19 protein-coding genes are annotated in these 17,381 nt (G+C 50.4%); 11 read left to right on the plus strand and 8 right to left on the minus strand.

The genetic code is table 11. The annotated features are described in order from the left end of the window. Nucleotides 1–165: 165 nt before the first annotated feature. Genes rutA through rutG form a run of 7 tightly spaced genes read left to right on the plus strand, consistent with a single transcriptional unit; the run spans nt 166 to nt 5,609 of the window. Nucleotides 166–1,257, plus strand: a complete 1,092-nt coding sequence (rutA, locus tag BEB42_RS00735) for a pyrimidine utilization protein A (RefSeq protein ID WP_001353302.1) — start codon at nt 166–168, stop codon at nt 1,255–1,257. Beyond that, nucleotides 1,257–1,949, plus strand: coding sequence for a peroxyureidoacrylate/ureidoacrylate amidohydrolase RutB (gene rutB, locus BEB42_RS00740; protein WP_000855110.1), 693 nt, complete (start codon nt 1,257–1,259; stop codon nt 1,947–1,949). The genes rutA and rutB overlap by 1 nt, the downstream gene beginning before the upstream one ends. Nucleotides 1,950–1,960: 11 nt before the next feature. Next, complete coding sequence (rutC, locus tag BEB42_RS00745; protein ID WP_001126792.1) at nt 1,961–2,347, plus strand: 3-aminoacrylate deaminase; 387 nt, start codon at nt 1,961–1,963, stop codon at nt 2,345–2,347. Between the two features lie 7 nt (nt 2,348–2,354). After that, on the plus strand, nt 2,355–3,155 hold the full coding sequence (rutD, locus tag BEB42_RS00750; RefSeq protein WP_001353304.1) for a pyrimidine utilization protein D: 801 nt from the start codon (nt 2,355–2,357) through the stop codon (nt 3,153–3,155). Nucleotides 3,156–3,164: 9 nt separating this feature from the next. Next, the gene (locus tag BEB42_RS00755) at nt 3,165–3,755 is read left to right on the plus strand and encodes a malonic semialdehyde reductase (RefSeq protein ID WP_001001172.1); all 591 of its coding nucleotides are present in this window, start codon (nt 3,165–3,167) and stop codon (nt 3,753–3,755) included. Between the two features lie 10 nt (nt 3,756–3,765). Beyond that, on the plus strand, nt 3,766–4,260 hold the full coding sequence (rutF, locus tag BEB42_RS00760; protein ID WP_001028095.1) for an NADH-dependent FMN reductase RutF: 495 nt from the start codon (nt 3,766–3,768) through the stop codon (nt 4,258–4,260). A gap of 20 nt (nt 4,261–4,280) precedes the next feature. Beyond that, nucleotides 4,281–5,609: a pyrimidine utilization transport protein G gene (gene rutG, locus BEB42_RS00765; protein WP_001240622.1), complete on the plus strand. Its 1,329-nt coding sequence runs from the start codon at nt 4,281–4,283 to the stop codon at nt 5,607–5,609. An 82-nt stretch (nt 5,610–5,691) separates the two neighbouring features. Here rutG and BEB42_RS00770 read toward each other — a convergent pair whose 3' ends face one another. After that, entirely contained in the window at nt 5,692–5,865 is a 174-nt protein-coding gene (locus BEB42_RS00770; RefSeq protein ID WP_001273658.1) for a general stress protein, read from the minus strand. A gap of 372 nt (nt 5,866–6,237) precedes the next feature. Between BEB42_RS00770 and wrbA the strand changes: the two genes are divergently transcribed. Beyond that, the gene (gene wrbA, locus BEB42_RS00780) at nt 6,238–6,834 is read left to right on the plus strand and encodes an NAD(P)H:quinone oxidoreductase (RefSeq protein WP_001151437.1); all 597 of its coding nucleotides are present in this window, start codon (nt 6,238–6,240) and stop codon (nt 6,832–6,834) included. 20 nt (nt 6,835–6,854) lie between these two features. Then, entirely contained in the window at nt 6,855–7,082 is a 228-nt protein-coding gene (locus tag BEB42_RS00785) for a YccJ family protein (RefSeq protein ID WP_001143120.1), read from the plus strand. A gap of 535 nt (nt 7,083–7,617) precedes the next feature. Here BEB42_RS00785 and BEB42_RS00790 read toward each other — a convergent pair. From BEB42_RS00790 to BEB42_RS00805, 4 genes are all read right to left on the minus strand, one after another. After that, nucleotides 7,618–7,977 (minus strand): hypothetical protein, encoded by a 360-nt coding sequence (locus BEB42_RS00790; protein ID WP_000833428.1) that lies wholly within the window; start codon nt 7,975–7,977, stop codon nt 7,618–7,620. A gap of 12 nt (nt 7,978–7,989) precedes the next feature. Then, on the minus strand, nt 7,990–8,316 hold the full coding sequence (locus BEB42_RS00795; RefSeq protein WP_000878101.1) for a hypothetical protein: 327 nt from the start codon (nt 8,314–8,316) through the stop codon (nt 7,990–7,992). A 209-nt stretch (nt 8,317–8,525) separates the two neighbouring features. After that, complete coding sequence (agp, locus tag BEB42_RS00800; protein WP_001044268.1) at nt 8,526–9,767, minus strand: bifunctional glucose-1-phosphatase/inositol phosphatase; 1,242 nt, start codon at nt 9,765–9,767, stop codon at nt 8,526–8,528. Between the two features lie 294 nt (nt 9,768–10,061). After that, on the minus strand, nt 10,062–11,315 hold the full coding sequence (locus tag BEB42_RS00805) for a hypothetical protein (protein ID WP_000535373.1): 1,254 nt from the start codon (nt 11,313–11,315) through the stop codon (nt 10,062–10,064). A gap of 257 nt (nt 11,316–11,572) precedes the next feature. Here BEB42_RS00805 and cbpA point away from each other — a divergent pair, with 257 nt between their 5' ends. Next, a complete protein-coding gene (gene cbpA, locus BEB42_RS00810) occupies nt 11,573–12,493 on the plus strand; it encodes a curved DNA-binding protein (RefSeq protein WP_000420621.1) in 921 nt (306 codons plus the stop codon). Continuing rightward, complete coding sequence (gene cbpM / locus BEB42_RS00815) at nt 12,493–12,798, plus strand: chaperone modulator CbpM (RefSeq protein ID WP_000024566.1); 306 nt, start codon at nt 12,493–12,495, stop codon at nt 12,796–12,798. Before cbpA ends, cbpM begins: the two co-directional genes overlap by 1 nt. 151 nt (nt 12,799–12,949) lie before the next feature. Here cbpM and torD read toward each other — a convergent pair whose 3' ends face one another. Genes torD through torC form a run of 3 tightly spaced genes read right to left on the minus strand, consistent with a single transcriptional unit; the run spans nt 12,950 to nt 17,264 of the window. Further along, nucleotides 12,950–13,549 (minus strand): molecular chaperone TorD, encoded by a 600-nt coding sequence (torD, locus tag BEB42_RS00820; RefSeq protein ID WP_000209900.1) that lies wholly within the window; start codon nt 13,547–13,549, stop codon nt 12,950–12,952. Next, the gene (torA, locus tag BEB42_RS00825; protein ID WP_000069199.1) at nt 13,546–16,092 is read right to left on the minus strand and encodes a trimethylamine-N-oxide reductase TorA; all 2,547 of its coding nucleotides are present in this window, start codon (nt 16,090–16,092) and stop codon (nt 13,546–13,548) included. Before torA ends, torD begins: the two co-directional genes overlap by 4 nt. Continuing rightward, nucleotides 16,092–17,264, minus strand: a complete 1,173-nt coding sequence (gene torC / locus BEB42_RS00830; RefSeq protein ID WP_001230244.1) for a pentaheme c-type cytochrome TorC — start codon at nt 17,262–17,264, stop codon at nt 16,092–16,094. Before torC ends, torA begins: the two co-directional genes overlap by 1 nt. Nucleotides 17,265–17,381 lie beyond the last annotated feature (117 nt).

Genomic DNA, 17,381 nt, shown 5'->3' on the forward strand with positions numbered 1-17,381 from the left:
CTTTTTTCCAGGTATTTTAGATAACTTAACATTAACACATTAATAACATTCACTTTTTAAAAACTGGCATCCGCTTTGCAAACAAACCATTACGCGGCTGAAAAGGATATGCAGGATGCAGCGCCCCGTCTGACTTTCACTTTACGAGACGAAGAGAGGTTGATGATGAAAATTGGCGTATTCGTACCTATCGGCAACAACGGCTGGCTCATTTCGACCCACGCGCCGCAGTACATGCCGACTTTTGAACTGAATAAAGCCATCGTGCAAAAAGCGGAGCACTACCATTTCGATTTCGCACTGTCGATGATCAAACTGCGTGGCTTTGGTGGCAAAACTGAGTTCTGGGATCACAACCTGGAGTCGTTCACTTTGATGGCCGGGCTGGCAGCCGTGACCTCGCGTATTCAGATTTACGCCACTGCCGCCACCTTAACGTTACCTCCGGCAATCGTCGCCCGTATGGCCGCAACCATTGACTCCATCTCTGGCGGGCGTTTTGGCGTAAACCTGGTGACTGGCTGGCAAAAACCCGAGTATGAGCAGATGGGCATCTGGCCTGGCGATGACTATTTTTCCCGTCGTTATGACTATCTCACCGAATATGTCCAGGTGCTGCGCGACCTGTGGGGAACGGGGAAAAGCGATTTTAAAGGCGATTTTTTCACCATGAACGATTGCCGCGTCAGTCCACAACCGAGCGTACCCATGAAAGTGATCTGTGCCGGGCAAAGCGACGCTGGCATGGCGTTCTCCGCCCAGTATGCCGATTTCAACTTCTGCTTCGGGAAAGGCGTAAACACGCCCACGGCTTTCGCCCCGACCGCTGCGCGGATGAAACAGGCCGCAGCGCAAACCGGGCGCGACGTTGGCTCTTATGTGTTGTTTATGGTGATTGCCGACGAAACCGACGATGCCGCTCGTGCAAAATGGGAACACTACAAAGCGGGCGCGGATGAAGAGGCGTTAAGCTGGCTAACCGAACAAAGTCAGAAAGATACCCGCTCCGGTACTGACACCAACGTCCGTCAGATGGCCGATCCCACTTCGGCGGTAAACATCAATATGGGGACGTTAGTCGGTTCTTACGCCAGTGTCGCGCGCATGTTAGATGAAGTCGCAAGCGTACCTGGTGCCGAAGGCGTGCTGTTGACCTTCGATGATTTTCTGTCGGGAATCGAAACCTTCGGTGAGCGCATTCAGCCGCTAATGCAGTGCCGCGCCCATCTCCCCGCGCTTACTCAGGAGGTCGCGTGATGAAAACCTTAACCGCTCGACCGGAAGCCATTACCTTCGATCCGCAGCAAAGTGCGCTGATCGTGGTGGATATGCAAAACGCTTATGCCACACCAGGCGGCTACTTAGATCTCGCCGGTTTTGATGTCTCAACCACTCGCCCGGTCATTGCCAACATTCAAACCGCCGTGACCGCAGCGCGAGCGGCAGGGATGTTGATCATCTGGTTTCAAAATGGCTGGGATGAACAGTATGTCGAGGCTGGCGGTCCCGGCTCACCGAATTTTCATAAATCGAACGCCCTGAAAACCATGCGTAAGCAGCCGCAGCTACAGGGGAAATTGCTGGCGAAAGGCTCCTGGGATTATCAACTGGTAGATGAACTGGTGCCGCAGCCTGGCGATATTGTGCTGCCGAAGCCGCGCTACAGCGGTTTCTTCAATACGCCGCTGGACAGCATTTTGCGCAGCCGCGGAATACGCCATCTGGTTTTCACCGGCATCGCTACCAACGTCTGCGTCGAATCGACGCTGCGCGACGGCTTTTTTCTGGAGTATTTCGGCGTGGTGCTGGAAGACGCAACCCACCAGGCGGGGCCGGAGTTTGCGCAGAAAGCCGCGTTGTTCAATATCGAAACCTTTTTTGGCTGGGTGAGCGACGTCGAAACGTTCTGCGACGCGCTTTCTCCCACGTCCTTTGCCCGTATCGCTTAAGGAGTTTAATGATGCCGAAATCCGTAATTATTCCTGCTGGCAGCAGCGCACCGCTGGCCCCCTTCGTTCCCGGCACGATGGCTGATGGCGTGGTGTATGTCTCCGGCACGCTGGCTTTTGATCAACATAATAACGTGCTGTTTGCCGATGACCCAAAGGCGCAAACCCGCCACGTTCTGGAGACCATCCGCAAGGTTATCGAGACGGCGGGTGGCACGATGGCGGACGTGACCTTCAACAGCATCTTTATTACCGACTGGAAAAATTACGCCGCGATTAACGAAATCTACGCCGAGTTTTTCCCTGATGATAAACCGGCGCGATTCTGCATTCAGTGCGGACTGGTAAAACCTGACGCGCTGGTGGAAATCGCCACAATTGCGCATATCGCCAAGTGAGGCCGCGATGAAACTTTCACTCTCACCTCCCCCTTATGCTGATGCGCCCGTAGTGGTGTTGATTTCGGGTCTTGGCGGTAGCGGCAGTTACTGGTTACCGCAACTGGCGGTGCTGGAGCAGGAGTATCAGATAGTCTGTTACGACCAGCGCGGCACAGGCAATAATCCCGACACGCTGGCAGAAGATTACAGTATCGCCCAGATGGCAACGGAACTGCATCAGGCGCTGGTAGCCGCAGGGATTGAGCATTACGCAGTGGTCGGCCATGCGCTCGGTGCGCTGGTGGGAATGCAGCTGGCGCTGGATTATCCCGCGTCGGTCACTGCACTGGTCAGCGTTAACGGCTGGCTACGAATAAACGCCCATACGCGCCGCTGTTTTCAGGTTCGCGAACGATTACTGCATAGCGGCGGCGCGCAGGCATGGGTGGAAGCGCAGCCGTTGTTCCTCTACCCCGCCGACTGGATGGCGGCCCGCGCCCCTCGCCTTGAGGCAGAAGACGCGCTGGCACTGGCGCATTTTCAGGGCAAAAATAATTTACTGCGTCGACTTAACGCCCTCAAACGCGCTGACTTTAGTCGCCATGCGGATCGCATTCGCTGCCCGGTGCAAATCATCTGCGCCAGTGATGATCTGCTCGTGCCATCAGCATGTTCCAGTGAACTTCATGCCGCCCTGCCCGATAGCCAGAAAATGGTGATGCGCAATGGCGGACACGCCTGCAACGTGACCGATCCCGAAACGTTTAATGCTCTGTTACTCAACGGGCTTGCCAGCCTGTTACATCACCGTGAAGCCGCCCTGTAAGGAATTGCTATGAACGAAGCCGTTAGCCCTGGTGCGCTTAGCACCCTGTTCACCGATGCCCGCACTCACAACGGCTGGCGAGAGACACCCGTCAGCGATGAGACATTACGGGAGATTTATGCCCTGATGAAATGGGGGCCGACATCAGCTAACTGTTCTCCGGCACGGATCGTGTTTATCCGCACTGCAGAAGGAAAAGAACGTCTGCGCCCGGCGCTTTCCAGCGGCAATCTGCAAAAAACCCTGACCGCGCCCGTCACCGCGATCGTCGCCTGGGACAGTGAATTTTATGAACGGTTACCACAGCTGTTTCCTCACGGCGATGCCCGCAGTTGGTTTACCTCCAGCCCACAACTTGCCGAAGAAACAGCGTTTCGCAACAGTTCCATGCAGGCAGCCTATCTAATCGTCGCCTGCCGTGCGCTGGGGCTGGATACCGGCCCGATGTCCGGCTTTGACCGTCAACACGTGGACGACGCCTTTTTTACGGGCAGCACGCTGAAGAGCAATCTGCTGATTAATATCGGCTATGGCGATAGCAGCAAGCTTTATGCGCGCCTGCCACGTCTGTCCTTTGAAGAAGCCTGCGGGCTGTTGTAAGGAGCAAACTATGAACATTGTCGATCAACAAACTTTTCGCGATGCGATGTCCTGCATGGGCGCGGCGGTCAATATCATCACCACGGACGGTCCAGCCGGGCGCGCCGGGTTCACCGCCAGCGCCGTCTGTAGCGTAACCGACACACCGCCCACATTACTGGTGTGCCTGAATCGTGGGGCATCCGTCTGGCCGGTATTTAATGAAAACCGAACGCTGTGTGTAAATACACTTAGCGCCGGGCAGGAGCCGCTTTCAAACCTTTTTGGCGGCAAAACGCCCATGGAACACCGCTTTGCCGCCGCCCGCTGGCAGACTGGTGTGACCGGATGCCCGCAACTGGAAGAAGCACTGGTTTCGTTTGACTGCCGTATCAGCCAGGTGGTGAGCGTCGGCACCCACGACATTCTGTTTTGCGCCATCGAAGCGATTCATCGTCACGCCACCCCCTACGGGCTGGTGTGGTTTGATCGCAGTTATCACGCGCTGATGCGCCCTGCTTGTTAACCTCCTTAAGGAGACAGCTGATGGCAATGTTCGGTTTTCCTCACTGGCAGTTAAAATCGACCTCTACAGAGAGCGGCGTGGTCGCGCCGAATGAACGATTGCCGTTTGCTCAGACGGCAATAATGGGCGTTCAACACGCGGTGGCGATGTTTGGCGCGACGGTGTTAATGCCGATTCTGATGGGGCTGGATCCCAACCTTTCCATTTTAATGTCGGGGATCGGCACGTTACTGTTTTTCTTTATTACCGGCGGGCGCGTCCCCAGTTATCTCGGTTCCAGCGCGGCTTTTGTCGGCGTGGTGATCGCCGCGACGGGCTTTAATGGTCAGGGAATTAATCCGAATATCAGCATCGCGCTGGGCGGGATTATCGCCTGTGGGCTGGTTTATACCGTCATTGGCCTGGTGGTGATGAAAATCGGTACGCGCTGGATTGAACGACTAATGCCGCCGGTTGTGACGGGTGCGGTGGTGATGGCGATTGGCCTGAACTTAGCGCCTATCGCAGTGAAAAGTGTATCGGCTTCGGCCTTTGATAGTTGGATGGCGGTAATGACGGTGCTGTGTATTGGGCTGGTGGCGGTGTTTACCCGTGGCATGATCCAGCGATTATTGATTCTCGTAGGATTAATTGTCGCCTGTCTGCTGTATGGCGTGATGACCAACGTTTTAGGGCTGGGAAAAGCCGTCGATTTTACTCTCGTCAGCCATGCTGCCTGGTTCGGTCTGCCACATTTTTCCACTCCTGCTTTTAATGGTCAGGCAATGATGCTGATTGCGCCCGTGGCGGTTATTCTGGTGGCGGAAAACTTAGGTCATCTGAAGGCGGTAGCCGGGATGACCGGACGCAATATGGACCCGTATATGGGGCGGGCATTCGTAGGCGATGGGCTGGCAACAATGCTTTCGGGTTCTGTCGGCGGTAGCGGCGTGACCACCTATGCTGAAAATATCGGTGTGATGGCTGTGACAAAAGTCTATTCGACGCTGGTGTTTGTTGCTGCCGCCGTCATCGCCATGCTGTTGGGCTTTTCGCCGAAATTTGGCGCACTAATCCATACCATTCCGGCACCGGTGATTGGTGGTGCGTCAATTGTTGTGTTCGGGTTAATTGCCGTCGCAGGCGCGCGGATCTGGGTACAAAATCGTGTGGATTTAAGTCAGAACGGTAATTTGATTATGGTCGCAGTAACCTTAGTGCTGGGTGCTGGTGATTTTGCTCTCACGCTGGGCGGTTTTACGTTGGGAGGGATCGGTACAGCAACCTTTGGCGCGATTTTACTCAATGCGTTGTTGAGCAGAAGGTTGGTTGACGTTCCTCCGCCAGAAGTTGTTCATCAGGAACCATAAACAGAAAACCGCCGGGGTAACCGGCGGTGATGGCTTTTTGACGAGCTACAGACAAAAATGCATTCGTCATTGATTAGCCCGGCTAGTTGTCGCTTTTGCCGTGACTGCTCTTGCCACCTTTTTTACCTGCTTCAGATGCGCGCTGCGGGTCATTTTTGAAATTACCCCCGCTGTGCTGTCCACCTTTTTTACCTGCTTCTGATGCTCTTTCGCGGTCTTCTGCAAAATTGCCGGAACCGCCTCGATGGTTTGCCATTACTGACCTCCGTCTGGGTATAGACATCATATTGCATAGAATTAACGCGGCGTATGGCGGCTGCCATATTTTCGCTACGTGGGACTAAGCTTAGTGAACTGACGCGGGCAGACCCGCGTTTGGTAATATCCTGCAACAGCTTCTTAGCGAGAATAGATATCATCTCCAATAATTATCTATAAGCCGCTCTTATGATTAAAAAAACGCGATGAGATAAAAATGTGTCATTTTGCGACAAAATTGCGTGCTTGTGAAAGTTGTTATAAATCAAATAAGTGGTTGTGAAATTTGCACTCTGAAAAGGACGTCTTATCTTTAAATAAGTGGTAGCGAATCGCTACGGAATAGAGATAACACGAGGAGTGGTTAGAAATGGCTAAAGTTCTGGTGCTTTATTATTCCATGTACGGACATATTGAAACGATGGCACGCGCAGTTGCTGAGGGTGCAAGCAAAGTGGATGGCGCAGAAGTTGTCGTTAAGCGTGTACCGGAAACCATGCCGCCGCAATTATTTGAAAAAGCAGGCGGTAAAACGCAAACTGCACCGGTTGCAACCCCGCAAGAACTGGCCGATTACGACGCCATTATTTTTGGTACACCTACCCGCTTTGGTAACATGTCCGGTCAAATGCGTACCTTCCTCGACCAGACGGGCGGCCTGTGGGCTTCCGGCGCACTATACGGAAAACTGGCGAGCGTCTTTAGTTCCACCGGTACTGGCGGCGGTCAGGAACAAACCATCACATCCACCTGGACGACCCTTGCGCATCACGGCATGGTGATTGTCCCCATTGGCTACGCAGCGCAGGAATTATTTGACGTTTCACAGGTTCGCGGCGGTACGCCGTACGGCGCAACCACCATCGCAGGCGGTGACGGTTCACGCCAGCCCAGCCAGGAAGAACTGTCTATTGCTCGTTATCAAGGGGAATATGTCGCAGGTCTGGCAGTTAAACTTAACGGCTAATCTTCAACAGGAGGATACGCATGCCAACTCAAGAAGCGAAAGCTCATCACGTCGGTGAATGGGCATCTCTGCGCAATACGTCGCCGGAAATAGCCGAGGCCATTTTCGAAGTCGCCGGGTACGACGAAAAAATGGCGGAAAAGATTTGGGAAGAAGGTAGCGATGAAGTGTTAGTCAAAGCCTTTGCTAAGACCGATAAAGATTCGCTTTTTTGGGGCGAACAGACCATCGAACGTAAAAACGTTTAATCCTGAACCTCCCCCGTAGTGAACGGGGGAGTTTTCGATTATTCATTGACCAACGTCTCATGCCCTGTTATTACTGTGAGATATTCAATCACGTTATCAAATAAAAAAATCGATATCATTGCGGTAAGCTTGTTATTGATTATAAATATGGGTAATAAGCGATATCCAGCATGAATTTGATTGTACAGGGTATTTCCTATATAGCCATTGGTTAAATCTTGAAGATAAGATACCTCCGGCTGAAAAATCCATCCCGGCAATGAAGGATGTGATATTTTCGTAATTCTCTTGCAGAATAAACAACCCTGGATACGCTCTGAATACAAGGAAATTTTCCAATAAATTATTTATTCATCAATACTCCCCGGCGAGGATCATCAAAATATCTCATTATCTTTTAAAACTGCCCAGCCCGTTATAACGGACGTTATCTGGCGCACGCTGAAGTGGGCATGATACTCACTTTCATTAAAATGCTCGACATGATTTGCTAATCGCTTAGCTAGATAATTGACGTTCAGTCTGTGCCAAATTTTTAGCGAAAAATAGCAAATTTAAGCCGGGAATTTATCAAAGCATCCTCATTTACTTCACCATGAACAATAAAGTCACGCATAAACTGCAGGTGTTTAATTAATAAAATCCATTCACTTTCAGTAAGATAGTTTTTCCCACGCAGATTATAATACAGAGATTTGATTAATGGGATCTTCTGCTTATGGCGCTTTGACCGCGCTGAGCACAATATTTGTTCTATCAGGCCAAGCGTCCCTTTCTGACGCAACCAGCACCGGAGTTCAGACTGCGCGCTAATGCCGCGAGCCACCGACAAATGTATTTGGGTAAGCAATGCGTATAAACCTAATAAAAACGCGTCGTGATAATACCGCTTCATTACCCACCTCTGTTATCGTAATTTTTTAAACAAATAATCATATAAAATTTCGGCAATGAATTCTGCATGTTCACGTCGCACAATGACATTCATAACGTAATATTGCGCAGCAATTTCATTGATAAAATGTTCAGGCAGTATGAATACGCGTGCATAAGCCGAGTATATTTCCAGTATTTCATTTGAGATGTTTTCAAGATCAACGCAATAATTTGTCACATCATAAAAAAGATTAGCGTATTTTTTATTAATTATGCTAAGGCATATAAATGGGGCATTTAATTTTTCACACAATTGCCAGTGCGTTCTTTCATTTTCTCCCTTCCATGTATACTTCATTTTGTCAGCCATCCTTTGATTTACGCGTCTGAAGTTTACCACTGTGTCTGGGGTAAACCATGCGTTCTATGGTAAAAATTATACGAGATGTGGCGCTGCGTAATATTCTGCTCCCTCAATATATTTCTGGTGAATATGTTCCAGGTTAATTGGGAAGATCTGCATGTGATCTTCCCAATTTTATGACTACAAAATGTCAATAGCCGGGTTTATTTCACCGCTTCATTCAACACGCTATCAAACTTATCCATTGGGCAGAAACCATCAGCGTCTATCGGGCAGCCGGTTAATTCCAGCGTCACGCGCTGAGCCGGAGCCTGCAACGTTAACGCATCAGCATTACGCAACTGTTCCGCACTCTGGTACACATATTCAATTTTCATCAAATCGCGATTAGCTTTGCTGTTATGCCAACGCTGGAAAACGATTTTGCCGCCAATCGGCGTGCGTTCGTTCTGGTCATGCAACTGATACGGTTTGAAATCCAGTGCCGTTAACAGAGAGGCAATGTTTGAGTCGTGCCCCACCAGCACCGTGATTTTCGGTGCACTGGCGCGATCTGTCACCAGCGCTTTGTCGATATAACTGACCAGTGGTTTCGCAACATTGCGCGCCACTTCCGGTGAGGTAAACAGGCTATCCTGGTAACCGTTTTTCAGCTTCGACAACACTTTCCACTGTTGGTCAGATTTGATTTCTCCCCACGCCACCTGATCCATCGGGAAACCTTCGTAGTATTGCAAAGTAAACGCATCTACCAGCGAGTTGCCGACTTTCAGCGGCCCGGAAACGCCCGGTTCTTGTTGATACTTCGCGCTAAAGGTGTTTTTGCCATCTACAAGCGAACACTGTTGCTTCTCTTTACAGGCAGGAGAATCTTTATAGTTAACGATTTTTTCCAGTAGCTTGTAGCTGTCGGTAAGCTGGAGTTTGCCGAGCTCTTTCTCCATTGCCGCCACCGCCTGTTCACTGAATGCGGCGGAATCATCGGTGATCACCGGGTTAAAGGTTGGGTCCATGGTGCCCATTTTTTCCTGGTGGTGGACTGGAATGTCACACCCAGGGAATGCGCCAGTAATAAAGAACTGCGCGGTTGCGACGGTACGTTGCAGGCTGTTGGCATAGGCATAAACGGTGTCCGGCGGCGGGCATTCCCCCGAATTCACCATCCCCTGCTCTGCCAGCCACTCACGCATATAGTGGCCCATATACACTTCCAGCACACCGCCTTTGGTGGTGAGCTGCCCACCGGGGACGTCCCATTCTGGCCATTTATTCGGTGTGGATTGTTCCAGCACACTGCCATTGTTCGCCAGCGGCGCACGTAAGTTATGGCGGCTCATTATGAGCACTTGCTGCAACTGATAGCCTTCCGGTACGGTTTGTGCCTGAGCATTTGAAGCGAGTAAAACTATCCCTGCCACAGCTGCGGCGATTAGCGTTTTGTTCATTCCTGGCACCTCTTTTGTTATCAATCACCAAAGAGTGTGACAGAAATATGACATTTTTCCGGGAACAGGTTCGCAAAATGGCTTGTTGAGTGCCTGTTTTTCTATATTTGTCATTAAAAAAAGGCAAGATTTGACGCAACCTATGCATGATTAGCCCCTGCCTCGTGTACGCCGTTGATGATTTCACCATGGGCTAGACAGAATATCACCGACGTTATCGATACAGGGGCAATATTTACTAGTAAAAAGAGAATGTGAGACTAATAAAAACTATTTTAGCACATGTCTTTATCATTAGATGGCATAACGATTTAAATAGTCCAGTTGCGCTTTCATTTCCTTATGGTTTAACTGGTATGACTGAGCAAAAAGTTCAGTAGGGAGGTAAACGTCATAATGATTGCCAGTATTTATTAAATAACCATACTCAAGATCTTCATCCGTTGAAAAGGATTCACTTCCCAAGGAGATTGATCCCACATTACAGGCAACAATAAACAATGAACAAATGCTATCTGAAAGCACAGCAAGGAAATTCTTCACCGCTTTAACCTTTTCCGGAGAGTCGGTATTTAAAACAAGCGAACCCTTGTTATCATTAAATATAAACTCGGGTAAATGCAATATGCATCTTTCGTCATTCAAGCAACTACCAATGAATTCTTTTTTAAACTTAATAAAATTCGACGCTAAAGAATTACCCATATCCTGAATTTGGTTGTCAGAATGCAGATCAACGCCAAATAATGTCTTAATATCTTCCCTGAGATTAAAGAATGCTGCATCAACAAAAGACTCAATCACTTGTTTATCAACAATTTTAATAAATTCGTCGTATACTTCTTTTTGCGTCTTTTGACTGCCAAGCGCCCATGAATAATCAACGTGTTTTATAACCAGGATGGCTCTTAACAGACAATATCCATCGCCATCTACAGGCGCGTATTTTAATTTATGTGCTTGATTAACTTCACTCTGAATAAAAGATATACCAGACAAATCAATACCAGTAGCTGAATCATATATTCCCGGCGCATTTATCCGTTTTGGCTGGACATTCGTAATTTCATCATCATCAAAGCAATACTCAGAAAAAACATCATTACACTCATTTAAGATATCAACATATGCTATAAATTTATACCAACAGCTACTTTTAAAGCCTGCAATAGCCTGTGAAAACATACCCGGCAAGGATATATTAACAAGCTCTCTTTCTTGAAAATATTGTATAGTATAGGTAATGCCTCCTGAATCCCCTGAATAAGTGTTTGTATCATGAGTACGTAATGTTTTCATAAATGAAGATAAATCATTATCATTTTGCATTTCCTCTAATTCTGTTTCTAGTGATTCACACACCAGGCATGAAATATTTTCTTCTTTCCGCATGATTTCATTGTACAACCGCATAAAACACTCTAGTTTTTGTTCAAAAAGCGTGATTGAACATTTTTGATTTTCTTCGCGCCTGGTTTTTATATCGGCCCAGGCTGTTTTCAAATAATTATTAGCACTGCAACTTACTCCATGTATATTACTACCCATATATAGCGCCTATAAAATTTAATAAATAATGACGTCCTAGTTAAGCTTAAAGTGCCTGATTTAACTATCAAAAATCGCTCACCCTTTTACCTGTTTAAACTATGCTCAGCAATCCATCTTGACGCCACCTCCTCTCCACGATGATTTCAATAACATATTCTGTGTTGGCATATGAAATTTTGAGGATTACCCTACACTTATAGGAGTTACCTTACAGGGGTTCCTTCAATTTGTGTTGATTTACGCGAGATAACGCTATGGAACTAAAGGATTATTACGCCATCATGGGCGTGAAACCGACGGACGATCTCAAGACAATCAAGACCGCCTATCGTCGACTGGCCCGCAAATACCATCCTGATGTCAGCAAAGAACCGGATGCCGAAGCCCGCTTCAAAGAGGTCGCTGAAGCCTGGGAAGTGTTGAGTGATGAACAACGTCGCGCTGAGTATGATCAGATGTGGCAACATCGCAACGATCCGCAATTTAACCGTCAATTCCATCATGGCGACGGTCAGAGTTTTAACGCCGAAGATTTTGACGATATCTTCTCGTCAATTTTCGGTCAGCATGCCCGCCAGAGCCGTCAACGCCCCGCCACCCGCGGCCACGATATTGAAATCGAAGTGGCGGTATTCCTGGAAGAAACGCTTACTGAGCACAAGCGTACCATCAGCTATAACCTGCCGGTTTATAACGCCTTTGGCATGATCGAACAGGAAATCCCGAAAACGCTGAATGTGAAGATCCCGGCGGGCGTCGGCAATGGTCAACGCATCCGCCTGAAAGGCCAGGGAACGCCGGGCGAAAATGGCGGCCCAAATGGCGATTTGTGGCTGGTGATTCATATTGCGCCGCATCCATTGTTTGATATTGTCGGCCAGGATCTGGAAATAGTGGTGCCGGTTAGCCCGTGGGAAGCGGCGCTGGGTGCTAAAGTCACCGTTCCAACACTGAAAGAAAGCATTTTGCTAACTATCCCGCCGGGCAGTCAGGCCGGGCAACGATTACGCGTTAAAGGCAAAGGCCTGGTGAGCAAAAAACAGACCGGCGATCTGTATGCGGTACTGAAAATCGTGATGCCGCCGAAACCGGATGAAAATACGGCCGCGCTGTGGCAGCAACTGGCAGACGCCCAGTCGTCTTTTGATCCACGTAAAGATTGGGGGAAAGCATGATGGCTAATGTTACGGTGACTTTTACTATTACCGAATTTTGCCTACATACCGGCATCTCTGAAGAGGAATTGAATGAAATTGTCGGTTTGGGGGTGGTTGAACCGCGGGAGCGCCTGGAAACAACCTGGGTATTTGACGACCATGCCGCCATTGTGGTGCAACGTGCGGTACGTCTGCGTCATGAACTGGCACTGGACTGGCCGGGGATCGCGGTGGCGCTAACATTAATGGATGATATTGCGCACCTGAAGCAGGAAAACCGCCTGCTGCGCCAGCGGCTTTCCCGATTTGTGGCTCATCCGTGAGTTTGTTGCCTGATGCGACGCTTAACGCGTCTTATCAGGCCTACAAAGCGCACTGTCCCCGTAGGCCGGATAAGGTTCATGCCGCATCCGGCGGATCTACCTTAATGTCTAATGCGACGCTCAACGCGTCTTATCTGGCCTACAAACGGCATTATCTGTTTTGGTTGTCGCACTCCACTAACGCCAGCAATAACTGGCTTAGTGCCGCGTAAAAACCAAAGCTATCATACTGATGGCAACGCGCCGCAAACTCCGGTAACCATTGCCGCAGCGCCATCAGTGTTTTTTGCCGCAAACTGTCGATTCTTCGCGCAGGGATAGTTTCCTCACCCAGCGAAAAATACAGATGACTGAGCAATTCGAGATAGATCGCCAGATGATCTGCCGGTTCGTTGAAATTGCCGCTGGTTTCCATCCCTGCCTCAACTAACAAGCGTTTAATCTCTTGCTCGTCCTGTTTGTAGGCCGATGCATACGGCAGCGCCGCTTGTTTGTCGGTCATCAGAAACAGGCCGCAAAAGTCAGCGGCCAGTTCCAGACGGGCGTCGTCACGCACTGTCAGAGCGGCAATTTTAGTTTCCAGCTCGTTTACCGCCGCAGTGAGCGGCGGTTCGCTTTTTAGCAACGAAAACCATTCAGCCATCTGCGCACTGGCGATTTGCGTTAGTTGTTCATCGTCCAGCTCACGGGAGAACAACTGCGCCAGCCAGGCGTAGACACAGGCAATCTGTTGTGCTGTCAGCGTGGTCATGATTTCACCTGCGACGCGGGAACATATTCGCACTGCGCCACCATCTCAACGGGGCCGTTAAACGCCGTCACTTGTTCCACTGTTCCGTTGTACTTCTCAATTTCCACCAGCGTGGTATGTGCACTGGTCGCCTGCGCCAGCTGCGAAGTACCGATGTCGATGGTCAACACGTTGGGGTTACCGTATTTACACAGTGCACCAGGCTCGCCGCCTTTATCTGGATCGTACCATGCCCCTTCGTGAATTCGTGCCACGCCGGGTGCATAGCGGTCAGAAACCACTGCTCCAGCCAACACCTGACCACGAGCGTTAAAGACGCGCACCACATCACCGTTACGAATACCGCGCGCACTGGCATCCTGCGGGCTAATAAATACTGGCTCTTTACCCGCAACCGTATATTGCTGACGCAAAGTTTCCGACTCACATAACTGCGAGTGAAGTCGGAAATCCGGATGCACAGATTGCAGATGCAACGGATACTTCTGCGAGCCGGGCCCGCCGTGGGAGCGTTCGATTTTCTCGAACCACATCGGATGCCCCTGACAATCGTCGTAGTTCATATCGGCGATGGTTTTTGAGTAGATCTCAATCAGGCCACTCGGCGTGCCCAGCGGTTCGAGATCCGGATCTTCGCGGAATGCCTGGTGGCGAACAAACATCTGCGGATGGTCAAACTCGACGTACTCTTTCTTATTCCAGAAGTCATCAAACGCTGGCAGATGAACGCCGCGTCCTTTGCCCTGTTGTACACCTTCCTGCCAGATGCGTTTCAGCCAGCCCATTTCGTCCAGCCCTTCGGTAAAGGCTTCTTCGCGATTAAAGCGGCGGCACAGCTCGCGGAAAATATCAAAGTCGTTGCGCGCCTCGAACTGCGGCGGCACGACCTGTTTCATGGCGATAATGCCACGGTTGGAGTGGTTGCCATACTGGTCGAGATCGTTACGCTCAAACTGCGTGGTCGCAGGCAGCACGATATCGGCAAAGCGGCAGGTTGAGGTCCACTGGTTATCTATGGCGATAACCGTTTCCAGCTTGCGCCAGCCTTCAATAATGCGGTTGATCTGCTGATGGCGATGGAACGGGTTCGTTCCGGCAAAAATACACATTTTCAGCGGCGGCAGTTTTACCGATTTACCGTTCCAGTTGATCACTTTCCCCGGTTCGAGGATCGCATCGACAAAACGGGCAATCGGAATAGTGCTGCTATAGCCTTTGTAGTCGCTGTTGTCGTGAACAGGTGGAATCGACGTAGAGCCGGAGAAACCACTCAGAATAACGCCTTTACGCCCCGGCGTGCCTGCGCCGTTATAGTGCCAGCCAAAACCGAAGCCACCACCCGGCAGGCCAATTTGCCCCAGCATCGCCGCCAGAACCACAATCATCCACGCCCACTGTTCACCGTGCTGCATACGCTGTACGCACCAACCAGCAATAATCTGCGTTCTGTTCGCCGCCATCTGCCGCGCCAGTCCACGAATGGTTTCGGCATCAATGCCAGTCAGTTTTTCAGCCCATGCGGCATCTTTCGGCTGACCGTCTTTCTCGCCCAGCAGATAGGGCAGAAACTGCTCAAAGCCCACGCAGTAGTTAGCGAGGAAGTTTTTGTCGTACAGGTTTTCGCTGTACAACGTATGCGCCAGCGCCAGTTGCAGCGGCACGTCAGTTTGCGGGTTAACCGCAATGTGCTTCACATGCTCGCGTCCCAGATACTCATGAGTGGATGTAACAACCGGATCGATGCTGATGACCTGAATTTCACCGGCGGCGACTTTCGCTTTCAACTGCGCGTAATATTCATAAACATCGTGATCCGGGCACCACCAGTTCGCTTGCTGGTTTTTCAGCAAATCGGAGCCCCACAGCACAATGGTTTTGCTGTTCTGCAATACCAGCGGCCAGGAGGTTTGCTGTTCATACACTTCCATTGAGCCAACTACACGCGGCAGGATCACCTGCGCAGCACCGGTGGAGTAATCCCCACCCGTACCAACGCTATTACCATGTAAGGCAATCGCTTTCGCCAACATCCCCGACGCGTTATGGAACATCCCCGTCGACTGCCAACCACTGGCGGTCAGCAAGGCACTCGGCCCGTGCGTTTTCTGCACACGTTCCAGCTCTTCATAGAACATGTCGAGGGCTTCATCCCAGCTCACGCGCACAAATCGGTTATCGCCACGCTGAGATGTGTCGCTCAGATGGCGCTTACGTAGCCAGTCCACGCGTACCATCGGATAACGAATACGCGCCGCGTTGTGTACGTGATCCGGCAATCCGGCGATCATTTTCGACGGATATTTATCCAGTTCGAACGGTTTTGCCGCCACAAAGCGACCATCCTTCACCGTCGCGCGGATAGCCCCCCAGTGCGACCCGGTAAGAATGCCCTCTTTCGAGATGACAGCCTCAGTCGCCGCTTGCGCCGCGGTCGCACGGCGCGGCGTTAACAATGACGGCCCCAGCATCCCGGCGACGGTTAAGCCACCGAGTTGTGCCAGAAAACGCCGACGTGATGCCTGAAAGAGATCGTTATTGCTCATTATTTTTCTTCCTTCTTATCGCCGTGAGCCTTACCTGCGGTGTCAGACGCATTCATTTGGAGATATTTCAACAAGGTGCGTTCTTCACGTTTATCGAGGCTGGTAAAGCCAATCATGCCGTTGAGCGTGCCGATCCAACCGTTAGCGTCAAAGTGAGAGATTTCCGGTGCGCCGTGGCATTGATTACAGGTGCCGTTGTACAGCGAATCCGCATAAGCCCAGATCGGTTTGATATCGTTCACCATGTCGCCTTTCTTCATCCACGCGGTGGCCTGCAATTTGCTCCACTCGGTATTGGTGTCGGCTACGGTGGTTTTCTCCAGCGTTTTCACCTGCTGCTGAACATCGCCACGAATCGAGGCAACAAAGATGCGTTTGCCAGGGAACTGGGTGAGTACACGCTGACGTCCTGCGCTTTCCGTCCAGCCAGTGATTTCAATTTGCAGCCAGTCGCCGTCACGTTTAAGGACTTTCACTTCCGAAGCAGGCAGCAGAGAACCAGACGCTTCTTTATCGCCTTTCGCCGCATAAATTGGCTTAATATCAATGGAGTACAGCGTATCACCACTATCATTTGCACTGGCGCGCAGCTCATCGAATTGCTTACGGAAGCCGCTACTCATATCCGGCAACTGGTGGGCAATACCTTTATGACAGTCGATGCAGGATTGATTATCTTTCGCTGCCACCTTCATCTGACGTGCCGCTTCAGGATGTTGCTTCGCATGATCCATCGCGTCGTAGTTATGGCAGGAGCGGCAGGTTGCCGAGTTGTTTTCTTTCATTCGCGCCCATTCACGCTCGGCAAGTTCCGCGCGTTTGGCTTCGAATTTCTCAGGTGTATCAATGGAGTGGGCAATAAAGGTCTGGTAGATGTCGTTGCTCGCTTCCAGTTTACGCTTCACCATGCCTGGAATATCCGGCGGGATATGGCAGTCATGGCATTCAGCTCGCACGCCGGAGGCGTTCTGGAAATGCACCGACTGTTTATATTCTTCATACACCGGTTGCATACTGTGGCAACTGACACAAAATTCGGTTGTGCTGGTGACTTTGATCCCCACGTGAGGTAACACAATCAGCGCAATGCCAATCACAATCCCAATAGCGACCAGCGCCAGTACCGACCAACGAGCACTGGGTCGGCGTAACGCGTTCCAGAGTTTCCGCATAATAGCCCCTGTAAAATTATGGTTTAGTGAAGCGATCTTAATGAGCAAATATGAACAGCGGCACTGGTCAGGATGAACGGCTTACGGCAGAATATGAACAGATATGAACAGAATGAG

This window comes from Escherichia sp. MOD1-EC5990 (assembly GCF_002965285.1).
In the GTDB taxonomy this organism is placed as follows: Bacteria; Pseudomonadota; Gammaproteobacteria; order Enterobacterales; family Enterobacteriaceae; genus Escherichia; species Escherichia coli_F.